The 18,065-nt window shown below is 49.6% G+C and carries 21 protein-coding genes and 2 tRNA genes; 17 read left to right on the top strand and 6 right to left on the bottom strand.

Annotated elements, in window-relative coordinates; all coding sequences use genetic code 11:
* Positions 1-33: 33 nt before the first annotated feature.
* Positions 34-1,941, top strand: coding sequence for a propionyl-CoA synthetase (locus MHN33_RS08985; RefSeq protein WP_239397641.1), 1,908 nt, complete (start codon positions 34-36; stop codon positions 1,939-1,941).
* Positions 1,942-1,947: 6 nt separating this feature from the next.
* Here MHN33_RS08985 and MHN33_RS08980 read toward each other — a convergent pair whose 3' ends face one another.
* Genes MHN33_RS08980 through MHN33_RS08960 form a run of 5 tightly spaced genes read right to left on the bottom strand, consistent with a single transcriptional unit; the run spans position 1,948 to position 3,981 of the window.
* A complete protein-coding gene (locus tag MHN33_RS08980) occupies positions 1,948-2,277 on the bottom strand; it encodes a TusE/DsrC/DsvC family sulfur relay protein (protein ID WP_046003147.1) in 330 nt (109 codons plus the stop codon).
* 2 nt (positions 2,278-2,279) lie between these two features.
* Positions 2,280-2,555 (bottom strand): hypothetical protein, encoded by a 276-nt coding sequence (locus MHN33_RS08975; protein ID WP_052712990.1) that lies wholly within the window; start codon positions 2,553-2,555, stop codon positions 2,280-2,282.
* Positions 2,552-2,911, bottom strand: a complete 360-nt coding sequence (tusC, locus tag MHN33_RS08970; protein ID WP_239397640.1) for a sulfurtransferase complex subunit TusC — start codon at positions 2,909-2,911, stop codon at positions 2,552-2,554. The genes MHN33_RS08975 and tusC overlap by 4 nt, the downstream gene beginning before the upstream one ends.
* Positions 2,908-3,261 (bottom strand): DsrE family protein, encoded by a 354-nt coding sequence (locus MHN33_RS08965; protein ID WP_125721420.1) that lies wholly within the window; start codon positions 3,259-3,261, stop codon positions 2,908-2,910. The genes tusC and MHN33_RS08965 overlap by 4 nt, the downstream gene beginning before the upstream one ends.
* 54 nt (positions 3,262-3,315) lie before the next feature.
* Positions 3,316-3,981 carry a Bax inhibitor-1/YccA family protein gene (locus tag MHN33_RS08960; protein ID WP_125780231.1) on the bottom strand — a complete coding sequence of 222 codons (666 nt, stop codon included), beginning with the start codon at positions 3,979-3,981 and terminating at the stop codon, positions 3,316-3,318.
* A 261-nt stretch (positions 3,982-4,242) separates the two neighbouring features.
* Between MHN33_RS08960 and MHN33_RS08955 the strand changes: the two genes are divergently transcribed.
* Both MHN33_RS08955 and MHN33_RS08950 read left to right on the top strand, forming a co-directional pair.
* A tRNA-Ser gene (locus tag MHN33_RS08955) sits at positions 4,243-4,333 on the top strand.
* 59 nt (positions 4,334-4,392) lie between these two features.
* Positions 4,393-4,483 (top strand) — tRNA-Ser (locus tag MHN33_RS08950).
* 58 nt (positions 4,484-4,541) lie between these two features.
* Here the strand turns inward: MHN33_RS08950 and MHN33_RS08945 are convergent.
* The gene (locus MHN33_RS08945; RefSeq protein WP_239397639.1) at positions 4,542-4,847 is read right to left on the bottom strand and encodes an HPF/RaiA family ribosome-associated protein; all 306 of its coding nucleotides are present in this window, start codon (positions 4,845-4,847) and stop codon (positions 4,542-4,544) included.
* A gap of 178 nt (positions 4,848-5,025) precedes the next feature.
* Between MHN33_RS08945 and nhaR the strand changes: the two genes are divergently transcribed.
* The 14 genes from nhaR to proQ all read left to right on the top strand — a co-directional run bounded on the left by nhaR (position 5,026) and on the right by proQ (position 18,056).
* On the top strand, positions 5,026-5,928 hold the full coding sequence (gene nhaR, locus MHN33_RS08940; protein ID WP_239397638.1) for a transcriptional activator NhaR: 903 nt from the start codon (positions 5,026-5,028) through the stop codon (positions 5,926-5,928).
* A 146-nt stretch (positions 5,929-6,074) separates the two neighbouring features.
* Positions 6,075-8,837, top strand: a complete 2,763-nt coding sequence (locus MHN33_RS08935) for a cation-transporting P-type ATPase (protein WP_239397637.1) — start codon at positions 6,075-6,077, stop codon at positions 8,835-8,837.
* A complete protein-coding gene (locus tag MHN33_RS08930) occupies positions 8,834-9,403 on the top strand; it encodes a Na+/H+ antiporter subunit E (RefSeq protein ID WP_239397636.1) in 570 nt (189 codons plus the stop codon). The genes MHN33_RS08935 and MHN33_RS08930 overlap by 4 nt, the downstream gene beginning before the upstream one ends.
* Complete coding sequence (locus MHN33_RS08925; RefSeq protein ID WP_239397635.1) at positions 9,400-9,657, top strand: MrpF/PhaF family protein; 258 nt, start codon at positions 9,400-9,402, stop codon at positions 9,655-9,657. Before MHN33_RS08930 ends, MHN33_RS08925 begins: the two co-directional genes overlap by 4 nt.
* Entirely contained in the window at positions 9,654-9,995 is a 342-nt protein-coding gene (locus MHN33_RS08920) for a monovalent cation/H(+) antiporter subunit G (RefSeq protein ID WP_239397634.1), read from the top strand. The genes MHN33_RS08925 and MHN33_RS08920 overlap by 4 nt, the downstream gene beginning before the upstream one ends.
* Positions 9,985-10,227 carry a DUF4040 domain-containing protein gene (locus tag MHN33_RS08915; RefSeq protein ID WP_239397633.1) on the top strand — a complete coding sequence of 81 codons (243 nt, stop codon included), beginning with the start codon at positions 9,985-9,987 and terminating at the stop codon, positions 10,225-10,227. Before MHN33_RS08920 ends, MHN33_RS08915 begins: the two co-directional genes overlap by 11 nt.
* Before the next feature lie 29 nt (positions 10,228-10,256).
* Positions 10,257-11,018 carry a Na(+)/H(+) antiporter subunit B gene (locus tag MHN33_RS08910; RefSeq protein WP_239397632.1) on the top strand — a complete coding sequence of 254 codons (762 nt, stop codon included), beginning with the start codon at positions 10,257-10,259 and terminating at the stop codon, positions 11,016-11,018.
* On the top strand, positions 11,015-11,302 hold the full coding sequence (locus tag MHN33_RS08905) for an NADH-quinone oxidoreductase subunit K (protein WP_239397631.1): 288 nt from the start codon (positions 11,015-11,017) through the stop codon (positions 11,300-11,302). Before MHN33_RS08910 ends, MHN33_RS08905 begins: the two co-directional genes overlap by 4 nt.
* A complete protein-coding gene (locus MHN33_RS08900; protein WP_239397630.1) occupies positions 11,302-12,816 on the top strand; it encodes a proton-conducting transporter membrane subunit in 1,515 nt (504 codons plus the stop codon). Before MHN33_RS08905 ends, MHN33_RS08900 begins: the two co-directional genes overlap by 1 nt.
* A complete protein-coding gene (locus tag MHN33_RS08895; RefSeq protein WP_239397629.1) occupies positions 12,813-16,043 on the top strand; it encodes a proton-conducting transporter membrane subunit in 3,231 nt (1,076 codons plus the stop codon). Before MHN33_RS08900 ends, MHN33_RS08895 begins: the two co-directional genes overlap by 4 nt.
* An 86-nt stretch (positions 16,044-16,129) precedes the next feature.
* Positions 16,130-16,510, top strand: coding sequence for a hypothetical protein (locus MHN33_RS08890; RefSeq protein WP_239397628.1), 381 nt, complete (start codon positions 16,130-16,132; stop codon positions 16,508-16,510).
* A gap of 122 nt (positions 16,511-16,632) precedes the next feature.
* Positions 16,633-17,091 (top strand): GAF domain-containing protein, encoded by a 459-nt coding sequence (locus MHN33_RS08885; RefSeq protein ID WP_239397627.1) that lies wholly within the window; start codon positions 16,633-16,635, stop codon positions 17,089-17,091.
* On the top strand, positions 17,092-17,376 hold the full coding sequence (locus MHN33_RS08880) for a hypothetical protein (RefSeq protein ID WP_239397626.1): 285 nt from the start codon (positions 17,092-17,094) through the stop codon (positions 17,374-17,376).
* Positions 17,377-17,384: 8 nt separating this feature from the next.
* The gene (gene proQ, locus MHN33_RS08875) at positions 17,385-18,056 is read left to right on the top strand and encodes an RNA chaperone ProQ (protein ID WP_239397625.1); all 672 of its coding nucleotides are present in this window, start codon (positions 17,385-17,387) and stop codon (positions 18,054-18,056) included.
* Positions 18,057-18,065: the final 9 nt, after the last annotated feature.

Below are 18,065 nucleotides of genomic sequence, written 5' to 3'. Positions count from 1 at the left end.
TACCCGCTGGACCCGACCCAACAGGAAATCATTATGACAACAACTGCATATCAGGCCTATCAACAGGCATATGAACAATTTGAGCAAAATCCAGAGGCCTTTTGGCTAAACCAGGCTGGCCGTCTTAACTGGCATACCACACCAAAAACCGGAGTCAGTTACGACGAGGAGTCGCTGAGTCACTGGTTTGAAGATGGCAGGCTCAATACCAGTTATCTTGCACTGGATCATCAGGTAAATGAGGGCAGGGCCGAGCAAATCGCACTGATTTATGATTCACCTGTAACAGGACAAAAGCAGAATTACACGTATGCACAACTGCTGGAGGAAGTCAGTACATTTGCCGGGGCGCTCAGTAAACTTGGTGTGATAGCAGGAGATCGGGTGGTAATCTATATGCCCATGATCCCGCAAGCAGTGGTGGCCATGCTGGCATGTGCGCGGATCGGTGCCATTCATTCTGTGGTATTTGGTGGCTTTGCACCCAAAGAGCTTGCAGTACGCATTGATGATGCGAAACCTAAGCTGGTACTGAGCGCATCCTGTGGCATTGAGATAGGTCGGGTGATTGAATACAAGCCCATGCTGGACGAAGCGTTAGAGCTGGCGGAGCATCAAATAGAGCACGCGATTGTCTGGCAACGTCCTCAGTATCGTGCGCACATGTCCGCGCCGCGTGATCTTGACTGGTGCGAGCTGGTTGCAGCCGCCCCGCAGGCCGATGCTGTGCCATTGAGTGCAACTCACCCTCTTTATATTTTGTATACCTCAGGTACGACCGGCACCCCCAAAGGCGTTGTACATGAGCAGGGAGGTCATGCCGTAGCGCTACACTACAGTATGGAAACCGTTTACGGCATGAAACCGGGGCAGGTATTTTGGGCCGCGTCAGATATCGGCTGGGTCGTGGGCCACTCTTATATTGTTTATGCGCCACTTTTGTTTGGCTGTACCACCATATTGTACGAAGGTAAGCCGGTCAGGACCCCGGATGCAGGTGCATTTTGGCGCGTGGTTGAAGAATATCAGGTGAATGCGCTGTTCAGTGCGCCGACAGCGTTTCGTGCCATTAAGAAAGAAGATCCAGACGGAAAACTGTTTACTCAGCATGATACCCATTCTTTACAAACCTTGTTCCTCGCAGGAGAGCGCCTGGATCCCGCGACCTATGACTGGCTGCAATCTGTCACGCGCCTGCCGGTTATTGACCACTGGTGGCAAACCGAAACGGGCTGGCCCATTGCCGCTAATCCAATGGGGTTATCACCTTTACCGACTAAAGCGGGCAGTGCGTCGGTGCCAACACCGGGTTATCAATTGAGCGTACTGGATGGGAACGGCGAGCCTTGCGCGCCTAACGAGCAAGGCCTCATTGCAATTAAGACTCCTTTACCGCCTGGTTGCCTGAGTAGCATCTGGAAAAATAGCCGTCGTTTTAGACAAGGTTACTTGTCTGAATTTCCGGGTTATTACTTGTCTGGTGACGGGGGGTACCTGGATGAAGAAGGCTATGTGTTCATTATGGGACGCACGGATGATGTGATAAACGTGGCTGGTCACCGTTTGTCGACCGGAGAGATGGAAGAGGTCGTTGCTGCGCATGACGCCGTAGCCGAATGTGCCGTATTTGCGGCTAAAGATGAGCTAAAAGGCCAGGTGCCTGTGGCTATGGTGGTGCTTAAAGATGGCGTGGATCTTACTCAGGAACAGTTACGCGAAGCACTCGTTCAGTCTGTTCGGGGCAAAATAGGTGCAATTGCCTGTCTGAAGCAAATTCTGGTTGTAGAGCGGTTACCAAAAACACGTTCCGGAAAGATATTACGCAAAAACTTACGTCAGCTGGTGGATGGTGAAGCGATGACAGTCCCGTCGACCATTGACGACCCTGCCACACTTGATGAAATCAGTGTGCTGTGGCATGCCACACAGCAACAAGCCTAGGATAGCCTAGATACACTTAGCCGGTTTTGGCAGGCCGGCTATTTTAGTGGCCTGTTTTGCCGGACCTTTCGGAAACAGTTTATACAGGTAAATGCTTTTACCTTTATCTTCACCCAGCTTCTGCCCGATGGCCTTAACCAGCATACGAATGGCCGGGCTGGTATTGTATTCTTCGTAAAAATCGCGCACAAAGTTGACTACTTCCCAGTGGGCGTCTGTCAGCGTTATATTCTCTTGCTGGGCCAGTAATGGCGCCAAGTCTTTATGCCAGTCCTGATGGTTGAGCAGGTAGCCTTCTTTGTCTGTTTCGATTTGTTTATCTTGAAAAACGAGCATAGTTACCACGTAATAGTTTTATGACATTGCTCAACCAGCAAGACCCACTGCTGGTCGCTGAGCGGTTCGATATTATCTTGCGCGCTGATCCCGCGTGCCTGAGCACAGACACTGAGCATACAGGTTCGGTTGGCGCTAAGCTTGCGCCACGCAGCCTGATCATAACAGGCATCCCGTGTGAGCAGCAGCACATCCTGCTCACCGAGCAAGCTTGCACTGAATACATCATGATAGTAGCTCAGTGGCTTAGAAAAAATATGTAATGTTGGAAGGCTCATAAACTGACCACCTTACTTTGCTGTGCGAGTAATGCCTGTTGTGCCTCCAAAGTCAGGACCTGGGCGTCAATATTCAGTGCTTCAGGAGTGAGCGCGAAACGCTGCATGGCTTGAGCGCAGACATAGACTTGCTCAACATCATAAATCTCCAGCGTTTTGAGCTGTTTAAAGTAGTTCTTGATACCTAACAGGGATGCATCGTTGCCTTGTTTTAAAGCTAGTACCGCAGGACCCTTAAAAAGCCAGGAAACACTCTGATCCAGTGCAGCAAAAATCAATGCCATATCTAATCCTTCACGGATATGTGCGCCGTCGAATGGGGCAGTGTGGTTGATCACCAGAATGTTCTCACTCATTTGAATTGCACCCATTTATCCGCTTTCGTCGCCAGCATGGCAAACTCCGCCAACCCGGCAACCTCAAAAGGGCCACACTGCGTGGTGTCCAGACCATGTTTTTCTGCCGCGGTAACGCACAGTTTCAGCGCAATACCTGCGTCATGCAGGGATTGCCACAGTTGCGTTGGCTGAAGTTCATCACTGGCCAAACTAAAATGCTGACTGGCAAACAAAACAGCTTGCTGATAAAGGAAGATACAGGCGACTTGATGATCTTGTGCCTGTAAAGCTTGGGTAAAGCGCAGCAATTGCTGTAACGCATCGTGGTTACTGACATCACTGTGCAGGGAAAGTACGTACTGGCTCAAAAGTTACTCATAAAAAAAGCCCCGAATGGGGCTTATTTTAGCAAACTGAGCGGATTAGTCATCACTTGAGCCAAGTAGCGCAAGGATAGCCGTGAACAGGTTATAAATACTCAGGTACAGGCTGACTGTTGCCAGGATGTAGTTTGTCTCACCACCGTTAACGATACGGCTGGTGTCGTACAGGATAAAACCAGACATAAGCAATACAACCGCCGCGTTAATCGCGATAAATGCAACGGAGCTGCCAATGAACAGGTTAACCAGGCTAGATACGATCACGACCAGCATACCGACAACCAGAAAGCCGCCCATGAAAGAGAAGTCTTTCTTAGTTGTTAACGCGTAAGCCGATAAACCAAAGAACACCAACGCCGTTGAGCCAAGCGCTTGTGCAATCAGTAGGCTACCATTTGGCATCGCCGCATAGTGACTAAGCAGTGGGCCTAAGCCAAAGCCAAGCAAACCTGTGAACAGGAAAACCAAGCCAATTGCTGAGCTGGAATTTGCTTTTTTCTGGATTACAAATAAAAGGCCAAAAGCAATTAATGAACAGACAAGACCAGTGAAGCGCGGTAGTGCCATAGTCATAGAGATGGCAGCAGTAATCGCACTAAATGCCAGTGTCATTGCCAGTAGGAAGTAGGTGTTTTTAAGCACCTTGTTAGTTTCGACCGTCGACATAGCCACTTTTTGGCCAGTGTACGAATGATTGAACGCCATTTTCAGCTCCTTATTAGAAACACAATGTTCCGAAAATTATTCTAGGCCAAGATTACCAAGAGTTAAATCACTCGGCAAACCTTTCTGGAACAGTAGACCCTAAAATCCCCTTAAAAGTTCTTTATCTACTGACTTTAGCCCTTAAAATCTTTCAATGTGTCCGATGTTTGTACAAATCAAGTGAATTTTAACCAATTAAACAAAAAAGCGAAAAAAAAGCTTCACAAGGGGGCCGGGATTCTCTAATATTCGCCCCGCTGCGGAGAGATGGCTGAGTGGTTGAAAGCACCGGTCTTGAAAACCGGCATACGTTAATAGCGTATCTAGGGTTCAAATCCCTATCTCTCCGCCACTTTATTTTACGCAGGTTTGCCCATGATAGTTCACAGGCGAGCCGCGACAATTCGATTTGGAGAGATGGCTGAGTGGTTGAAAGCACCGGTCTTGAAAACCGGCATACGTTAATAGCGTATCTAGGGTTCAAATCCCTATCTCTCCGCCACATTAAGGCCGCAAGTCTCAGACTCGCGGCCTTTTTCTTTTCCATCATTTGACTGAGCTTAGCCCGCAAACCGCAATGCTCTTTTTACGTAGCGTTTGGCGCGATGAGCACAGGCATCTATCGCATCAGACGCTTTACCCGCCACCTCTTTGACTTCAATGGCCTGAAAGCCCTTCAGTCCAACCCGTATGGTGCAATGATATTGTGGACTGGCTTGTACCATATCCTCATCGGTCAAAAGATAAACTTCGACTTTGTCTATTTGCCCTGCATAGCGGCCAAGCATTAGCCTTATTTGCGCATCAACATGATTATCCTCGGCTTCTGTAATGTCACTATGGGATGAAAACACATCTACCCACATATTCTACTCTCGTTGATTGGTTTATCACTCGCCTGTCTTTTAGGCATACTCAAACGTCGCCTTTAGTATGAAGTGCTACCTGATTAAGCCTATCAATCGAAAAGAATTAAATGAAATCGTTTGTTCTATATACTACAGTTCGGATTATTCGAAGTGTTCGTGAACGAGAGGAAGCACTATGCAGGATGTCATTAACTACAAGCACTTAAAGTATTTCTGGGCGGTTGCGCATGAAGGCAGTATCGCCAAGGCCAGCACTAAACTGAACATCACCCCGCAGACCATCAGTGGTCAGCTGTCTTTGCTCGAAGAGCGGATAGGTAATGAGTTACTACAAAAGGAGGGGCGCGGGTTGCGCTTAACCGATACCGGCAGAGTCGTATTGCGTTATGCCGACGAAATTTTTGAACTGGGCAATGAACTGAGCGATGTATTAAAAGGCAACAGCGCGGTGGGGCCGGCGGAGTTTATTGTGGGGGCGTCGAGTGTACTACCCAAAACCATAGTCCATAAGATCATTGAGCCGGCCATGCATATTGAGCAGGACATTAGATTGACCAGTCTGGAAGGGCCTGTTGAGAGTATGCTCGCTGACCTGGCGATACATAAAGTTGACCTGGTACTCAGTGATGTGCCTGTGACGGGGGCTTTCAGTGTGAAGGCCTATAATCATCTGCTTGGAGAAAGTGGCATCACCTTTTTGGCCGCGCCGGCACTCGCCCGTCAGTATGCTAAAAACTTTCCTTTGTCGCTTAATAATGCGCCCTTGCTGTTGCCGACGCAGCAGCATGAAATTCGCAAAGAGTTTGACTTTTGGTTAAGCGATCAGAATATTCACCCCAATATCGTCGCCCAGTTTGATGACAGTGCATTGATGAAATCGTTTGGTCAGTCTGGCCTTGGGCTGTTTTTTATGCCCAGCACGATTGCCAGAGATGTGTGTGACGCATTCCACGTGCGTCCGGTTGGTGAATTGCCTCACATCAAACAAAAGTTTTATGCGATTTCAGCAGAGCGCAAGATCCGCCACCCGGCTATTGCAGCTATTTTTAACGCGGCTAAGGCGTCTTTATTCAAGTGAGCTACGACGCCAAAGTGGCAAAAGATCAACTTTGTGCCAGAATTAAACTTCGTATTTTTCGACTATTTGAATTTAATAATTCGAGTTTTACATATCATTGCCGCACCCTAGTATAGTTTTAGTACAACTAGTTCCCGAGGTGTTTTATGCAAGATCTGAAAGACTGGCACAGTCAACACTCAGAAGCAGTACTCAAGCAGTTCGAGGCCGACCCGGAGCGGGGTTTATCATCGCAACAGGTCGACAGGCAACAGGCTCAGTTTGGGCTTAACGCCATTACCAAACACGATGGCGATGGGCCAATTAAGCGATTTGCCCTGCAATTCCATCAGCCCTTAGTCTATATTCTGCTCTTTGCGGTGGTTGTTACGCTGGCCCTTCAGGAGTGGGTCGACGCAATCGTCATTTTCGCTGTGGTGCTGCTCAACGCCATCATAGGTTTTGTACAAGAGTCTAAAGCGATCAATGCCATCAACGCCTTGTCGGGCAGTATTAAATCAACCGCAACCGTGATCCGGGACGGGGTAAAATCCACCATTGCTGCCCAACAACTCGTGCCCGGCGATATCGTATTGCTGCAGGCGGGTGATAAAGTGACGGCGGACATGCGTCTTGTGAAGGTCAGAGACTTACAGATTGATGAGTCGGCATTGACCGGCGAGTCGGTCCCTGTCGAGAAAAACCTTGAGGTACTCGCTAATGAAGCTCTGCTGGGCGATCGCCAGAATATGGCGTTTTCGTCGACATTGGTAGTTTATGGTACCGGCGTTGGGGTAGTCACTGAGACCGGAGACAATACCGAAATTGGCAAAATCTCCGAGCTAATAGCAACCACGCCAACACTGGATACCCCATTAACCAAGCGCATCAAACAATTCAGCCATGTATTGTTGTATGCAATCGTAGGCCTGGCAGCCATCACCTTATTGATCGGATACCTGCATGGTCAGCCTTTACTTGATTCCTTTATGGCGGCAGTTGCCTTGGCGGTGGGCGCGATCCCCGAAGGCTTACCTGCGGCGGTTACAATTATGCTGGCCATCGGTGTCTCCCGGATGGCTAAGCGCAAAGCGGTGATCAGAAACTTGCCAGCGGTTGAAACACTGGGAAGCACCACTATTATTTGTTCTGATAAAACGGGCACGTTGACCAAGAACGAGATGACGGTAGAGCAAATCTACAGTGGCGGGCAGCTCTATACGGTATCTGGTAATGGTTATGATCCCGCAGGTGAGATCCAAACTCACATGCCGCAGTCTGAGTTACAGTCAGCGTTAGTTGAGGCCAACACCCAGCCAGGTCTTTATGCAACACTCAGAGCTGGCGCGTTGTGCAATGATGCTCAACTTTTGGCACCGGATACAGGAAATGCACAGTGGCGTATCAGCGGTGATCCGACCGAGGCGGCATTACTGGTGTCGGCACGTAAAGCCAATATGGCCTCAGGCAGCCTGAATGCCAAACGAGTCGATTGCATCCCGTTTCAATCTGAATATCAGTATATGGCTACTTTGGATGACGTCGACGACACGCGCATGATCCATATGAAAGGCTCTATCGAGAGTATTTTGCCTAAGTGTCAGTTTATGCTTAACGAGCAGGGCGCTTGTGTTGCGCTTGACCAGGAAGCCATTGAACAACAAGTAGAGCGCCTTGCCGCTAAGGGCCTGCGAGTACTTGCTTTTGCCAGCAAAGCGACTTCCCAGGAGCAAACCACGCTGAGCCATGAAGATGTGGCCGGTGAGCTGGTGTTCCTCGGCCTGCAGGCAATGATAGATCCGCCTCGTCCGGAAGCCATTGAGGCCGTTGCAGCCTGTCACCGCGCAGGGATCCGGGTCAAAATGATCACTGGCGATCACGCTCTGACCGCTACCAGCATTGCCAAACAGCTTGGCATTATTCAGCCGCAAAGCACGGGTAAAACCGTCACTGGCTATCAGCTAGGTGATTTGTCGGAGCATGAGTTCAGTGACATTGCCAGAAACAATGACGTGTTTGCACGAGTCAGCCCTGAGAACAAGTTACAGCTGGTAAAGTCGCTCCAGGCTGAAGGTCATGTAGTGGCCATGACGGGTGACGGAGTGAATGATGCACCAGCGCTCAGACGGGCTGATATTGGTGTGGCCATGGCACTCAATGGCACTGAGGTGGCCAGAGATGCATCGGATATGATGCTGACCGATGATAATTTTGCCACCGTTCGGGCTGCTGTTGAAGAAGGCCGGGGTGTCTTCGATAATCTGAAAAAGTTTATTGTCTGGACATTGCCGACCAATGGCGGGGAAGGCCTGGTTATCTTGCTTGCCGTGCTATTGGGTGTTTCTTTACCTTTGTTACCCGTACATATTCTGTGGGTCAACATGACTACCGCTATTTTACTCGGTCTGATGCTAGCATTTGAGCCCAGAGAAAAGGGCATCATGGAACGACCGCCATACGACCCGGACGCACCCATCATAGACAGAATCTTAATGTGGCGTATTTTGTTAGTGTCTTCGTTATTGTGTATCACCGCCTTTGGCCTGTATGAGCTGGAGCTGATGTGGGGCGCTACTGAAGCGCAAGCCAGAACTGTAGCAGTCGCTATGTTTGTGGTCGGTGAAGCATTCTACCTGTTTAACTGCCGCTCTCTTGACCGCTCGGTGTTTTCTGTCGGCTTGTTTTCAAACCGCTGGATCTGGATAGGCATCGCGCTGATGATGGCATTACAGCTGCTGTTTACTTACCTGCCTTTGATGAACGACTGGTTCCAGAGTGCTCCTATCTCCGTTGAGGCCTGGTTACGAGTTATTGCCTGTGGCTGGTTGATCTCCCTGATTGTCGGAGTTGAAAAGCACCTGCGCAGTCACAGCAAACAAACACATCGAAACTCAGGTTCAAATACCAATAGAGTGAGCGAATCAGTATGAACTCAAAGACGCATTCTCACAATTCAGACAAACGGACCTTGCTTATCCGGGCAGTGATCTTCAGTGCACTTTGGTTGCTACTCACCAAAGGGGCATGGTCCTCCTGGTTGATCGGCATTGTCGTTGTGCCTGTGTCTGTCTGGATGAGCATGCGTCTTTTTAACAGCTCACCGAGTACAGCAGGGCGTAATGTCCGATCTGTAACAGGGCAACTGCATTATGATCGCCTGTTGCGTTTGTTGCCGTATTTTTTGCTGAATTCGTTAAAAGGGGGAATACAAACTGCACGCCTTGCGTTTTCCCGGCGAATTGAAATGCGCCCGGGGACTGTAGCTTACTCGGTGAGATTGCCTTCGGGGTATACACAGTTGTGGTTTATTCATCTGATCAGTTTATTGCCGGGCACATTGAGTGCACGACTGGAAGGAGGACAACTATTGATCCATATGTTAGAGGTGAACGAGAGCAATTACAGAGACGTCATTGATTGTGAGCAGAAAATTGCCTACTTGTTTGATTTAGATATAGATAACAAAACGACGCTGGTATTGAAGGAGCAATTATGAGTGACTATTTGAATCTGGCGATCAGTATTTTAACCCTGGCCTTATTAGGTGGGCTATGGCGGCTTTGGTTAGGCCCTTCCAAGCTTAACCGGATTCTTTCTTTGCAGCTATTTGGCACTATAGGGGTGGCTATCCTGGCGTTACTGGCTGTGGTTTACCAGCAAAGCGCTTTGTTTAATGTGGCACTGGTGTTAGCGCTGCTGGCACCCACCGCAACCGTCATTCTGGTTAAAATGGGAGAAGCCAAATCATGACACTCTTTGACTGGTATAGCGTGGTGATGGTGACACTGGGCGTGTTCTTTTTTGTTGCCGGGTGTGTCGGGTTATGGCGTTTTCCCGACGAGTTATCAAAACTGCATGCCCTGACTAAAGCCGATAATTTAGGGTTGGGGTTTGTTGTGCTGGGCGTGATACCTCAGGTAGGAGAAGTGACCGATGCTATCCAGCTGTTGGTGATCTGGGTTGCGGTTATGCTGGCTGGAGCAGTTTGCTGTTACTTATTAGCCAGCCACACCAGGGTGCAGCCAGGTGGTGCGCACAGCGACGGCGGCTGTAAACCGAACTTTGAGGAGCAAACGCATGACAGGTAGTGAATTGGTGATAGATCTGCTATTGGGCTGCGGTACTGTAGTGACGGCTGTACTGTGTCTGACTGCAAAAGACATGTTTCAGGCTATTTTATTGTTTATCAGTATGGGTTTGCTGGTCACCCTTGCCTGGGTCAGGCTTGGCGCCTGGGATGTTGCCATCGCTGAAGCGGCTATTGGTGCCGGATTAACGGGTGCTTTGCTCATTGCTACGCGTAGGCAGCTTAACTGTTAAGCCTGAACTCGCAAATAATAGAGGTATATATGTTTAATAACTTGACGCTCGGTCGCAGTGCACAACACAAAGCAGACTTGCCAGTCGGCGTCTTGTTTATGGTTGCCCTGGCTATCGCTGCAGCCTGTCTTTTTCTGACAATGGCGCTTATCGACTTTGGGCCTGCTGAGCAACCACTGGTTACGCTGGTCGCTTCTCATCTTGAACAAAGTGGTGTAGAGAACCCGGTCACGGCTGTACTGCTGAATTTTCGTAGTTATGACACTTTGCTTGAGGTAGCGGTTCTTTTGATTGTTGCACTGGCCGTAATGCCCGCAAACTCAGAGCAAAGCAAGGTGCGATTTATTAGTGTGTTGGTACCGACCGAACGCAGTTTTGTATTGGAGGCATTTCTGCGTTGGTTACTACCCGCGATAGTGGTTACCTCAGGGTATCTTTTATGGACCGGTGCAGCCCTGCCTGGTGGGGCGTTTCAGGCAGGTGCCTTACTGGCAGGTGCTGGCATTCTATTGCTGCTGGCCGGCCACCATAGCTTTAATTTTAATGCATCAGCCGCGCGATTACTGTTAGTCGTGGGCTTGGCTGTATTTTTACTGGTGGGCGCAGCTGTGATCCTGTCAAGCGGTATCGCATTAGCCTACCCGCAAGCCTGGGCCGGGATTTTAATCTTGGTGATAGAAGTCGCGGCAACATTAACCATCGCAGCCATTCTAGTATTGCTGTTTTGTGCGTTGCAGGTCGAAGCGCCACGTGCAAATTACGAGGGTCTAATAAAGGAGGAACGCCCATGACGCAAGCGATGTTATATGCTGTATTTGGCATTGTTTTATTTGGCGTGGGTCTGTTTGGCGCGCTGGCGATTGCCCACGTTATGAAGAAGCTCCTCGCAATAAACATTTGTGGCGTTGGCGTATTTATGGTGTTTATTGCCAATGCGTCATCTGGCGTTGCAGCTGATTATGTACCGCATGCGATGGTTTTGACCGGCATCGTGGTGGCTGTGGCTGGCACTGCCATGGCTCTGTCTTTGGTGGTACGGATCAATACACTTGAACAGCAAGAGGAAGACGCTTAATGCCACTATCTGACGTATCTTCATTGCTTCCTCTGCTGGTCGCTATTCCCCTGACGGGCGCTATATTTTCTGTATTGATAAACTCTAAACATGGGCAGGTGCTGACAGGGCTGCTTGCGGCATTGAGTTTGGCGCTGGTGATTGGTGTTATCTTACTTGGCTTACCTTCCGATGGGCTCCAGAGCACAGCGGTTTTCAGGTACCCTATTGCTGGCTGGGAGGCGCCGTTAGGTATTGCACTGAGTCTGGACGGATTTTCAGCACTGCTGCTGACGTTGACGACTTTCCTAGTCACGGTATTGACCTTTTATTCCGCCTATTATTTCTCGGCTTCGCCTGCTCGTGTGCGCTTTTGGCCGCTTTGGTGGTTGCTGGTGGCCGGAATTAACGCGCTGTTTTTATCTGCGGATATCTTCAATGTGTATGTAACACTCGAGATCATCGGGCTGGCTGCGGTTGCGCTGGTTGCACTGAGTGGTAACAAGGCGGGCCTGACGGCGGCGCTGCGTTATCTGTTAGTGGGCTTGCTTGGGTCGCTTTGTTATTTAATGGCTGTGGCTTTGTTGTATCACGTTTACGGCACACTGGATTTTGCTCAGCTCGCTGCTGAGGCCGAGTCGAATCCATTAAGCTGGTCGGCATTGGTGCTCATCACTGTGGGCCTTGTGCTAAAAACGGCGCTGGTTCCGCTGCACTTTTGGTTGCCCCATGCGCATGGCAGTGCACCCGCGCCGGTCAGCGCTATTTTGTCTGCACTGGTTGTCAAAGCCTCGTTTTATCTGCTGGTAAGATTTTGGATGGAGATTTTGGCACCGGCTGTCACCAACGGTGCATTGATACTGCTGGGTATTCTTGGGGGCCTGGCAATTCTGTGGGGGTGCATTCAGGCACTCAGAGCGACGCGCTTAAAACTGATGGTGGCTTATTCGACCGTCGCGCAGATAGGATATTTGTTTTTGCTGTTCCCGCTGTTAATGAGCGCAGAAGGGACATCGGCAGCGCAGCTGGCTGTACAGCATCAAAGTGCACTGGCAGCGGTGTCCTACTTTATTGTTGCGCATGCCTGTGCCAAAGCGGCAATGTTTATTGCTGCTGGCAATATCATCCATTCATTGGGGCACGATGATATCGCCAAGTTGCAGGGCATGGCCAAGTATATGCCGCTGAGCTTATTTACGTTTGCGATAGCCGGGGGCAGTTTAATTGGTTTGCCACCCAGTGCCGGGTTTATCGCTAAATGGTTATTGCTTAATGTCGCCATAGATACTCAGCAATGGTGGTGGGTCGTGATCATTCTCACCGGCGGACTATTGGCGGCGCTGGCCATATTCAGAGTCCTCGACCTGGCATTTATTAAATCAGAGCAGGCGTCTGAGCAGGTTGCTCCCGCTCACTGGCGGAAGGTGCCCGTTGCGATGCCGCTCAGTGGTCTGGCACTTGCGCTCTGTACGATGGCGCTGGGCTTTAACGCGGATCTGATCATTGATCTCATCACGATAGGAGGCGGCGAATGATGTGGCAAAGTACTCTGCCTTTATTGATTTTGCTAAGCGCGCTGGCATCGGGCATTGCGATATTCTTTGTCAGTGACGATAAGCCGATACTCAGAAAGACCTTGAACTTTCTGGGGGCTGGCAGCTGTGTCGCCCTGATCCTAGTGATGATTTCGGGCGTTTATCAGGGACAGGTGTTTGAAACGCGTTTACCGTTGCTGCCTAATATGGATTTGGTACTGCATGCGGATGCACTGTCATTACTGTTTGTCGCCTTATCCGGTTTTTTGTGGTTGCTGACCACGATTTATGCCATCGGCTATCTCGAGCAATCTCCCAATCGCAGTCGTTTTTTCGGGTTCTTTAGCCTGTGTGTATTTGCGACCATAGGTGTTGCGCTTGCGGGCAACCTGATCACCTTTTTGATTTTCTATGAGTTGCTGACGCTGACAACCTATCCGCTGGTTGTTCATAAAGGGAACAAGGCATCGCTGGCAGCCGGACGTAAATATCTGATCTACACCATGCTGGGTGGAGCCAGCCTACTGGCCGGTGTTGTCTGGCTTAAAGCCCTGGCGGGCTCACTGGATTTTACCGCAACCGGGATTTTGGCCTCTATGCCGCATCTGGACCCGCTTCATCTGAAAGTGATCTTTGCTCTGATCATCATAGGCCTGGGTGTCAAAGCGGCTTTGGTACCGCTGCACGGCTGGTTACCATCAGCTATGGCTGCACCTGCGCCAGTCAGTGCGTTGTTGCATGCCGTTGCTGTCGTGAAAGCGGGCGCATTTGGCATAGTGCGGGTGGTATATGATGTTTACGGCGTTGAGTTTGCACAGGAGCTGGGGCTAACCATCATACTGGCCGTCATGGCCTCTGTCACCATTGTTTATGGCTCGACCCGGGCGGTGTTTCAGGATGATTTGAAGCGCAGGCTGGCATACTCGACGGTCAGTCAGGTGTCCTACATTGCGCTGGGCACTGCCATTGCCGGACCGATTGCGACAATCGGCGGGATTGCACACCTGGTCCACCAGGGGTTGATGAAAATCACTATGTTCTTCTGTGCCGGTAGTATTGCAGAAACACTTGGCGTCACTAAAGTCAGTCAAATGAAAGGTGCTGGTAAGCGCATGCCGCTGACTATGCTGGCGTTCAGTCTGGCGGTGCTGGGGATGATAGGGATCCCGCCTGCTGCGGGCTTTATTTCTAAATGGTATCTGGGCACCGGCGCATTGGAGACGGGCTTTTATTGGGTGCTTGGGGTGCTGATTATCAGTAGCCTGCTGAATGCTATCTACTTCCTGCCCATCCTTTATGCAGCCTGGTTTAAGCCACAGCAGGGAGCCTGGCCCAAAGAGCAGCCACGCGGGCGCTTTGAAACACACTGGATGCTGATGCTGCCGCCAATAGTGACGGCGATACTGGCGCTGAGCGCGGGCTTATTTGCAGATGCTCAGTTTAGCCCACTCAACTGGGTTAAGCTGATCGCAGCCCGGGAGTATGGTAGTGAGTTTGTGTCGACACTGACGTTAAGCTCGCAACAGATCCCCTGGATGTGGCTGGCAGTTGTTACGCCCATATTGTGCGCGCTGCTGCTCGTGCATAAGCGGATGCAGGAAATTGCTCACTGGTTTTTGCCAGTGTCAGCCGCCGTAGCGCTACTGGCCTTTAGCGCGTCATCACAAGGCACAAATACCACGCCCTGGTTGTTCTTTGGCAGCATCATGACGCTCAATTATACCACTTCTACCTTCTTCCTGCTCGCGGCCTGCTTATGGCTTCTGGCGGCGGTCTTTGCCGTCAACTTTGCCAAAGACGATGCGCGCAAAGTGCGTTTTTGCCTGTTTTTCCTGCTCGCCATGTGCGGTAACTTTGGGCTCATTCTGGCCGAGGACATCTCTGGGTTCATTAGTTTCTTTACTTTGATGAGTCTGGCCTCGTACGGCCTGGTTGTGCACTTTGATACAGAGGAGGCACATCAGGCTGGTAAATCCTATATGCAATGGGCTGTGCTGGGAGAATTGTTGCTGTTTACTGCTTTGGCTGGTCTGGCTTTTGGCTCAATTGATCCGTCCTCAGCAGGTAACCCTGAGCAGGCTTACCCGGCCTGGGCAATCGGGTTTTTGCTTGCGGGATTTGGCGTTAAAGCAGGATTGTTTGGCTTGCACGTGTGGCTGCCTCTGGCGCATCCGGTTGCGCCTGTTGCCGCCAGCGCGCTGTTAAGTGGGATAATGGTCAAAGCCGGTCTGTTGGGCTGGCTGAAGTTTATTCCATTTGGTGAAGTCGCCTTTGCAACCTTTGGCTCTGTGCTCGTGGTGTTGGGGCTGTTTGCGGCATTTTTTGGTGTTTTAGTAGGTGTGACGCAGGAAAATCCCAAAGCTTTACTTGCTTATTCAACGATGAGCCAGATGGGTATCCTGATAGCCGCGGTTGGTGCGGGGCTGAAATATCCCGAAATATGGTCTTTGCTGTTACCTGCAATAGTATTATACGCTGTGCATCATGGCCTTGCTAAAGCGGCGCTGTTTCTTTTTGCGGGGATGAATAGCACCCTGGCATGGCAGAAATATCCCTGGCTGTGTTGGCTTGCAGTGATACTTCCTGCTGCTGCTCTGGCCGGGTTGCCGTTAACCAGTGGTGCGGTTGCTAAAATCGCTTTAAAAGATGTGGTGGAAAGGGATTTGCTGATGGCGGCCGTATTGCCTTTGACTGCAATCGGTACCACCTGGCTGATGATGCGGTTTTTACAATTGATCGGACAAATGCGCTCGAAAGTCGAAGCGTGTCAGTCTGACAGACTTCAGCTAGGCGCTTACGCCGTATTGCTGGCATTGGTTTTAGTCATGAGCTATGTGGTTCCTCAGGCCGACAAGGCGTGGTCTACGCAACTTACTATGACGAGTGTATGGGGGAGTGCGTGGCCTGTTCTACTTGGATTGGGTTTGTACCTGGCTACGCGTTCTTTTGTCAATAACATGGAGCCGCAGCCGGCTGGTGACATTAACCTTGCCTACGTGGAGGCAGGTTCGTTGCTGCGTCTAGGCGTCGATACAATGCTGCAGGGTTTGCACTTGTTGAAAGATGAAATTAAAAGCACATCCTGGCAGCTGCCTCAGCAGGTTTTACAAAGGCAAGTCCGACTGATTGCCATGGCCACTGCGACCGCTCGTTCTATGATGACTCCGGGTGTCCTGTTTGCTGTGTTGCTGTGCATGTTACTGTGGATTATGGCTGCGGGTAGGTAACCCTATTCGACCAAAGTTGACTTGTGATACACAGGGTTCCCGATAACACTGAGTAAGTCTATGTGAAGTGTTAAAAGGTGAAAGAGATGGTCAAAAGGCAAGTGGCTAAAGCCGTGGGGTACTCGTTATTGTCACCGCTCATTATTGGTATTGTTCTGGGCAGCTATTACGCACTGGTAACTGGTCAGAGCAAGATACTGTTTCAAATACTGATGACCGCTGTGGCGAATGCTCATATAGTTGGGCTGTCCATGGCGTTTTTTGTGTTACCAGCGTATACGTTGCTGCTGCGTTATAACAAGCTGAGTTATTCAGGGGTGTTGACGGCTGGCATGCTGGGAGGTGCGCTGTTCAGCTATTTGTTTGTCGCAGGTTCTGGTATGGTTTTTATTATCAATGCGGTGATGGCGGCAGTGGGTGGTGGGCTGTTTTTGTTCAGTTTGCGTCGCAATGTACGCAGGGCGTGATGGCTTTTTATACAGCTCGGCTGAGTTTTACACTAATTTAATAGTTTTTCTGTCTAAAAGGTTTCATTTAGCTGCACGAAAGAGTACCTTTACTTCTTATGTAAATTTGTTGAATAACCGCAATGCAGAAGAAAAAGTTCTACGATACTCTCAGCCTACAAGCTCAGGCCCTGATTGGTGATGAGCACAATTACATCGCCAATATGGCAAACCTCAGCGCTCTGTTATTTACCTCTATGGAAGACATTAACTGGGCAGGCTTTTACCTATTGGACGGTAAAGACGAGCTCGTATTAGGCCCTTTTCAGGGCAATCCCGCCTGCATTCGAATTCCGCTTGGCAAGGGCGTGTGTGGCACAGCGGCCGCTGAGTTAACCACTCAACTTGTCGAGGATGTGCACAGCTTTGATGGTCATATCGCCTGTGATGCTGCTTCAAACTCAGAAATCGTGATCCCCGTGATGAGAAACGGCGAACTGTTTGCCGTGCTGGATATCGATAGCCCAAGTTTGGCAAGGTTTGACGATGAAGATAAAATAGGCCTGGAAGCACTGGTTAAATGCTTTGAAGGTACATTGTAAATGAAAGAACTACTCAACGTTCAGGATTACCTGTTTTCAAATTTCGATGTTGGAGACTGGGAAGGGGACGAAGAGCGTGTCGCTGAAACGTTAAATGAGCTTATCCACGTAGCCTGGGAGCAAATACCTGACGATCTGGCGTGCGAGCAAATTGATTTAATTATAAATGGAATATGGGAACATCTGCGCGGCGATTTGGCTCTTGTTGAGGCCGAGTATGATGAACTCGTTGACTGGGTAACACATTACATTCAGTCATCTCTTGATGAAAATATTGAACTATAGGTTTAGACATGGAAACCACAAACAAGCTAAAAGATATCAAAGAGGTTCTCGACTTTTTATATGCCGAGTTTCCTCAGTGTTTTAAACAAAAAGACGGTATTAAACCGCTTAAGGTTGGCATCTTTAAAGACATTGCCGCCAGAATTGAAGGATCTGAGAAAGTCAGTAAAACTCAGGTCCGTCAGGCGCTACGCAAGTACACTTCTTCGTGGCGTTACTTAGAAGCCGTCATCAACAATGAATTTCGTGTTGACCTGGACGGTAATGACGCAGAAAAAGTTGAACAAGAACACGTAGAACATGCGCAAAAAGCGTTGGAAGAGTCGCGTGCTAAAATGGCTAAGCGTAAGAAACCACAACGCCCAAGACAGGATGGTCGTGGCGAGCGTCGTCGCGATGGCGACACAAAATCTTACAAATCTCGCGGTGATAACAAGCATCGCCACGGCAATAAAAACGCTAAAGTTAATGCTAAGCCAGAGCAACAACAACGTCGTAGCTCAGGCAAAGTTGAACCTCTGCCGGCAAATGAGGTCAAGGTAAATAATAAGGTTAAAGTAAAGTTAGGACAGGCTCTGGTCAATGCAACCATCACTGAAGTCAACAAAGATGAAGTACATGTTGAGTTAGTGACAGGTATGCAAGTTAAAACAAAAGCAGAAAGCCTGTTTATTCTTTAAGGAGTAGTG

The sequence above is a fragment of the Pseudoalteromonas sp. OOF1S-7 genome, from assembly GCF_022347765.1.
Taxonomy (GTDB): Bacteria; Pseudomonadota; Gammaproteobacteria; order Enterobacterales; family Alteromonadaceae; genus Pseudoalteromonas.
The sequence above is the reverse complement of the archived record's forward strand: the minus strand, read 5'-3'. Positions and strand labels throughout refer to the sequence as shown.

Excerpts from the sequence above, each read along its gene's own strand:
- MHN33_RS08985 (WP_239397641.1), top strand. The coding sequence starts at position 34 with ATGACAACAACTGCATATCAGGCCTATCAACAGGCATATGAACAATTT.
- MHN33_RS08980 (WP_046003147.1), bottom strand. The coding sequence starts at position 2,277 with ATGCTCGTTTTTCAAGATAAACAAATCGAAACAGACAAAGAAGGCTAC.
- MHN33_RS08975 (WP_052712990.1), bottom strand. The coding sequence starts at position 2,555 with ATGAGCCTTCCAACATTACATATTTTTTCTAAGCCACTGAGCTACTAT.
- tusC (WP_239397640.1), bottom strand. The coding sequence starts at position 2,911 with ATGAGTGAGAACATTCTGGTGATCAACCACACTGCCCCATTCGACGGC.
- MHN33_RS08960 (WP_125780231.1), bottom strand. The coding sequence starts at position 3,981 with ATGGCGTTCAATCATTCGTACACTGGCCAAAAAGTGGCTATGTCGACG.
- MHN33_RS08945 (WP_239397639.1), bottom strand. The coding sequence starts at position 4,847 with ATGTGGGTAGATGTGTTTTCATCCCATAGTGACATTACAGAAGCCGAG.
- nhaR (WP_239397638.1), top strand. The coding sequence starts at position 5,026 with ATGCAGGATGTCATTAACTACAAGCACTTAAAGTATTTCTGGGCGGTT.
- MHN33_RS08935 (WP_239397637.1), top strand. The coding sequence starts at position 6,075 with ATGCAAGATCTGAAAGACTGGCACAGTCAACACTCAGAAGCAGTACTC.
- MHN33_RS08930 (WP_239397636.1), top strand. The coding sequence starts at position 8,834 with ATGAACTCAAAGACGCATTCTCACAATTCAGACAAACGGACCTTGCTT.
- MHN33_RS08925 (WP_239397635.1), top strand. The coding sequence starts at position 9,400 with ATGAGTGACTATTTGAATCTGGCGATCAGTATTTTAACCCTGGCCTTA.
- MHN33_RS08920 (WP_239397634.1), top strand. The coding sequence starts at position 9,654 with ATGACACTCTTTGACTGGTATAGCGTGGTGATGGTGACACTGGGCGTG.
- MHN33_RS08915 (WP_239397633.1), top strand. The coding sequence starts at position 9,985 with ATGACAGGTAGTGAATTGGTGATAGATCTGCTATTGGGCTGCGGTACT.
- MHN33_RS08910 (WP_239397632.1), top strand. The coding sequence starts at position 10,257 with ATGTTTAATAACTTGACGCTCGGTCGCAGTGCACAACACAAAGCAGAC.
- MHN33_RS08905 (WP_239397631.1), top strand. The coding sequence starts at position 11,015 with ATGACGCAAGCGATGTTATATGCTGTATTTGGCATTGTTTTATTTGGC.
- MHN33_RS08900 (WP_239397630.1), top strand. The coding sequence starts at position 11,302 with ATGCCACTATCTGACGTATCTTCATTGCTTCCTCTGCTGGTCGCTATT.
- MHN33_RS08895 (WP_239397629.1), top strand. The coding sequence starts at position 12,813 with ATGATGTGGCAAAGTACTCTGCCTTTATTGATTTTGCTAAGCGCGCTG.
- MHN33_RS08890 (WP_239397628.1), top strand. The coding sequence starts at position 16,130 with ATGGTCAAAAGGCAAGTGGCTAAAGCCGTGGGGTACTCGTTATTGTCA.
- MHN33_RS08885 (WP_239397627.1), top strand. The coding sequence starts at position 16,633 with ATGCAGAAGAAAAAGTTCTACGATACTCTCAGCCTACAAGCTCAGGCC.
- MHN33_RS08880 (WP_239397626.1), top strand. The coding sequence starts at position 17,092 with ATGAAAGAACTACTCAACGTTCAGGATTACCTGTTTTCAAATTTCGAT.
- proQ (WP_239397625.1), top strand. The coding sequence starts at position 17,385 with ATGGAAACCACAAACAAGCTAAAAGATATCAAAGAGGTTCTCGACTTT.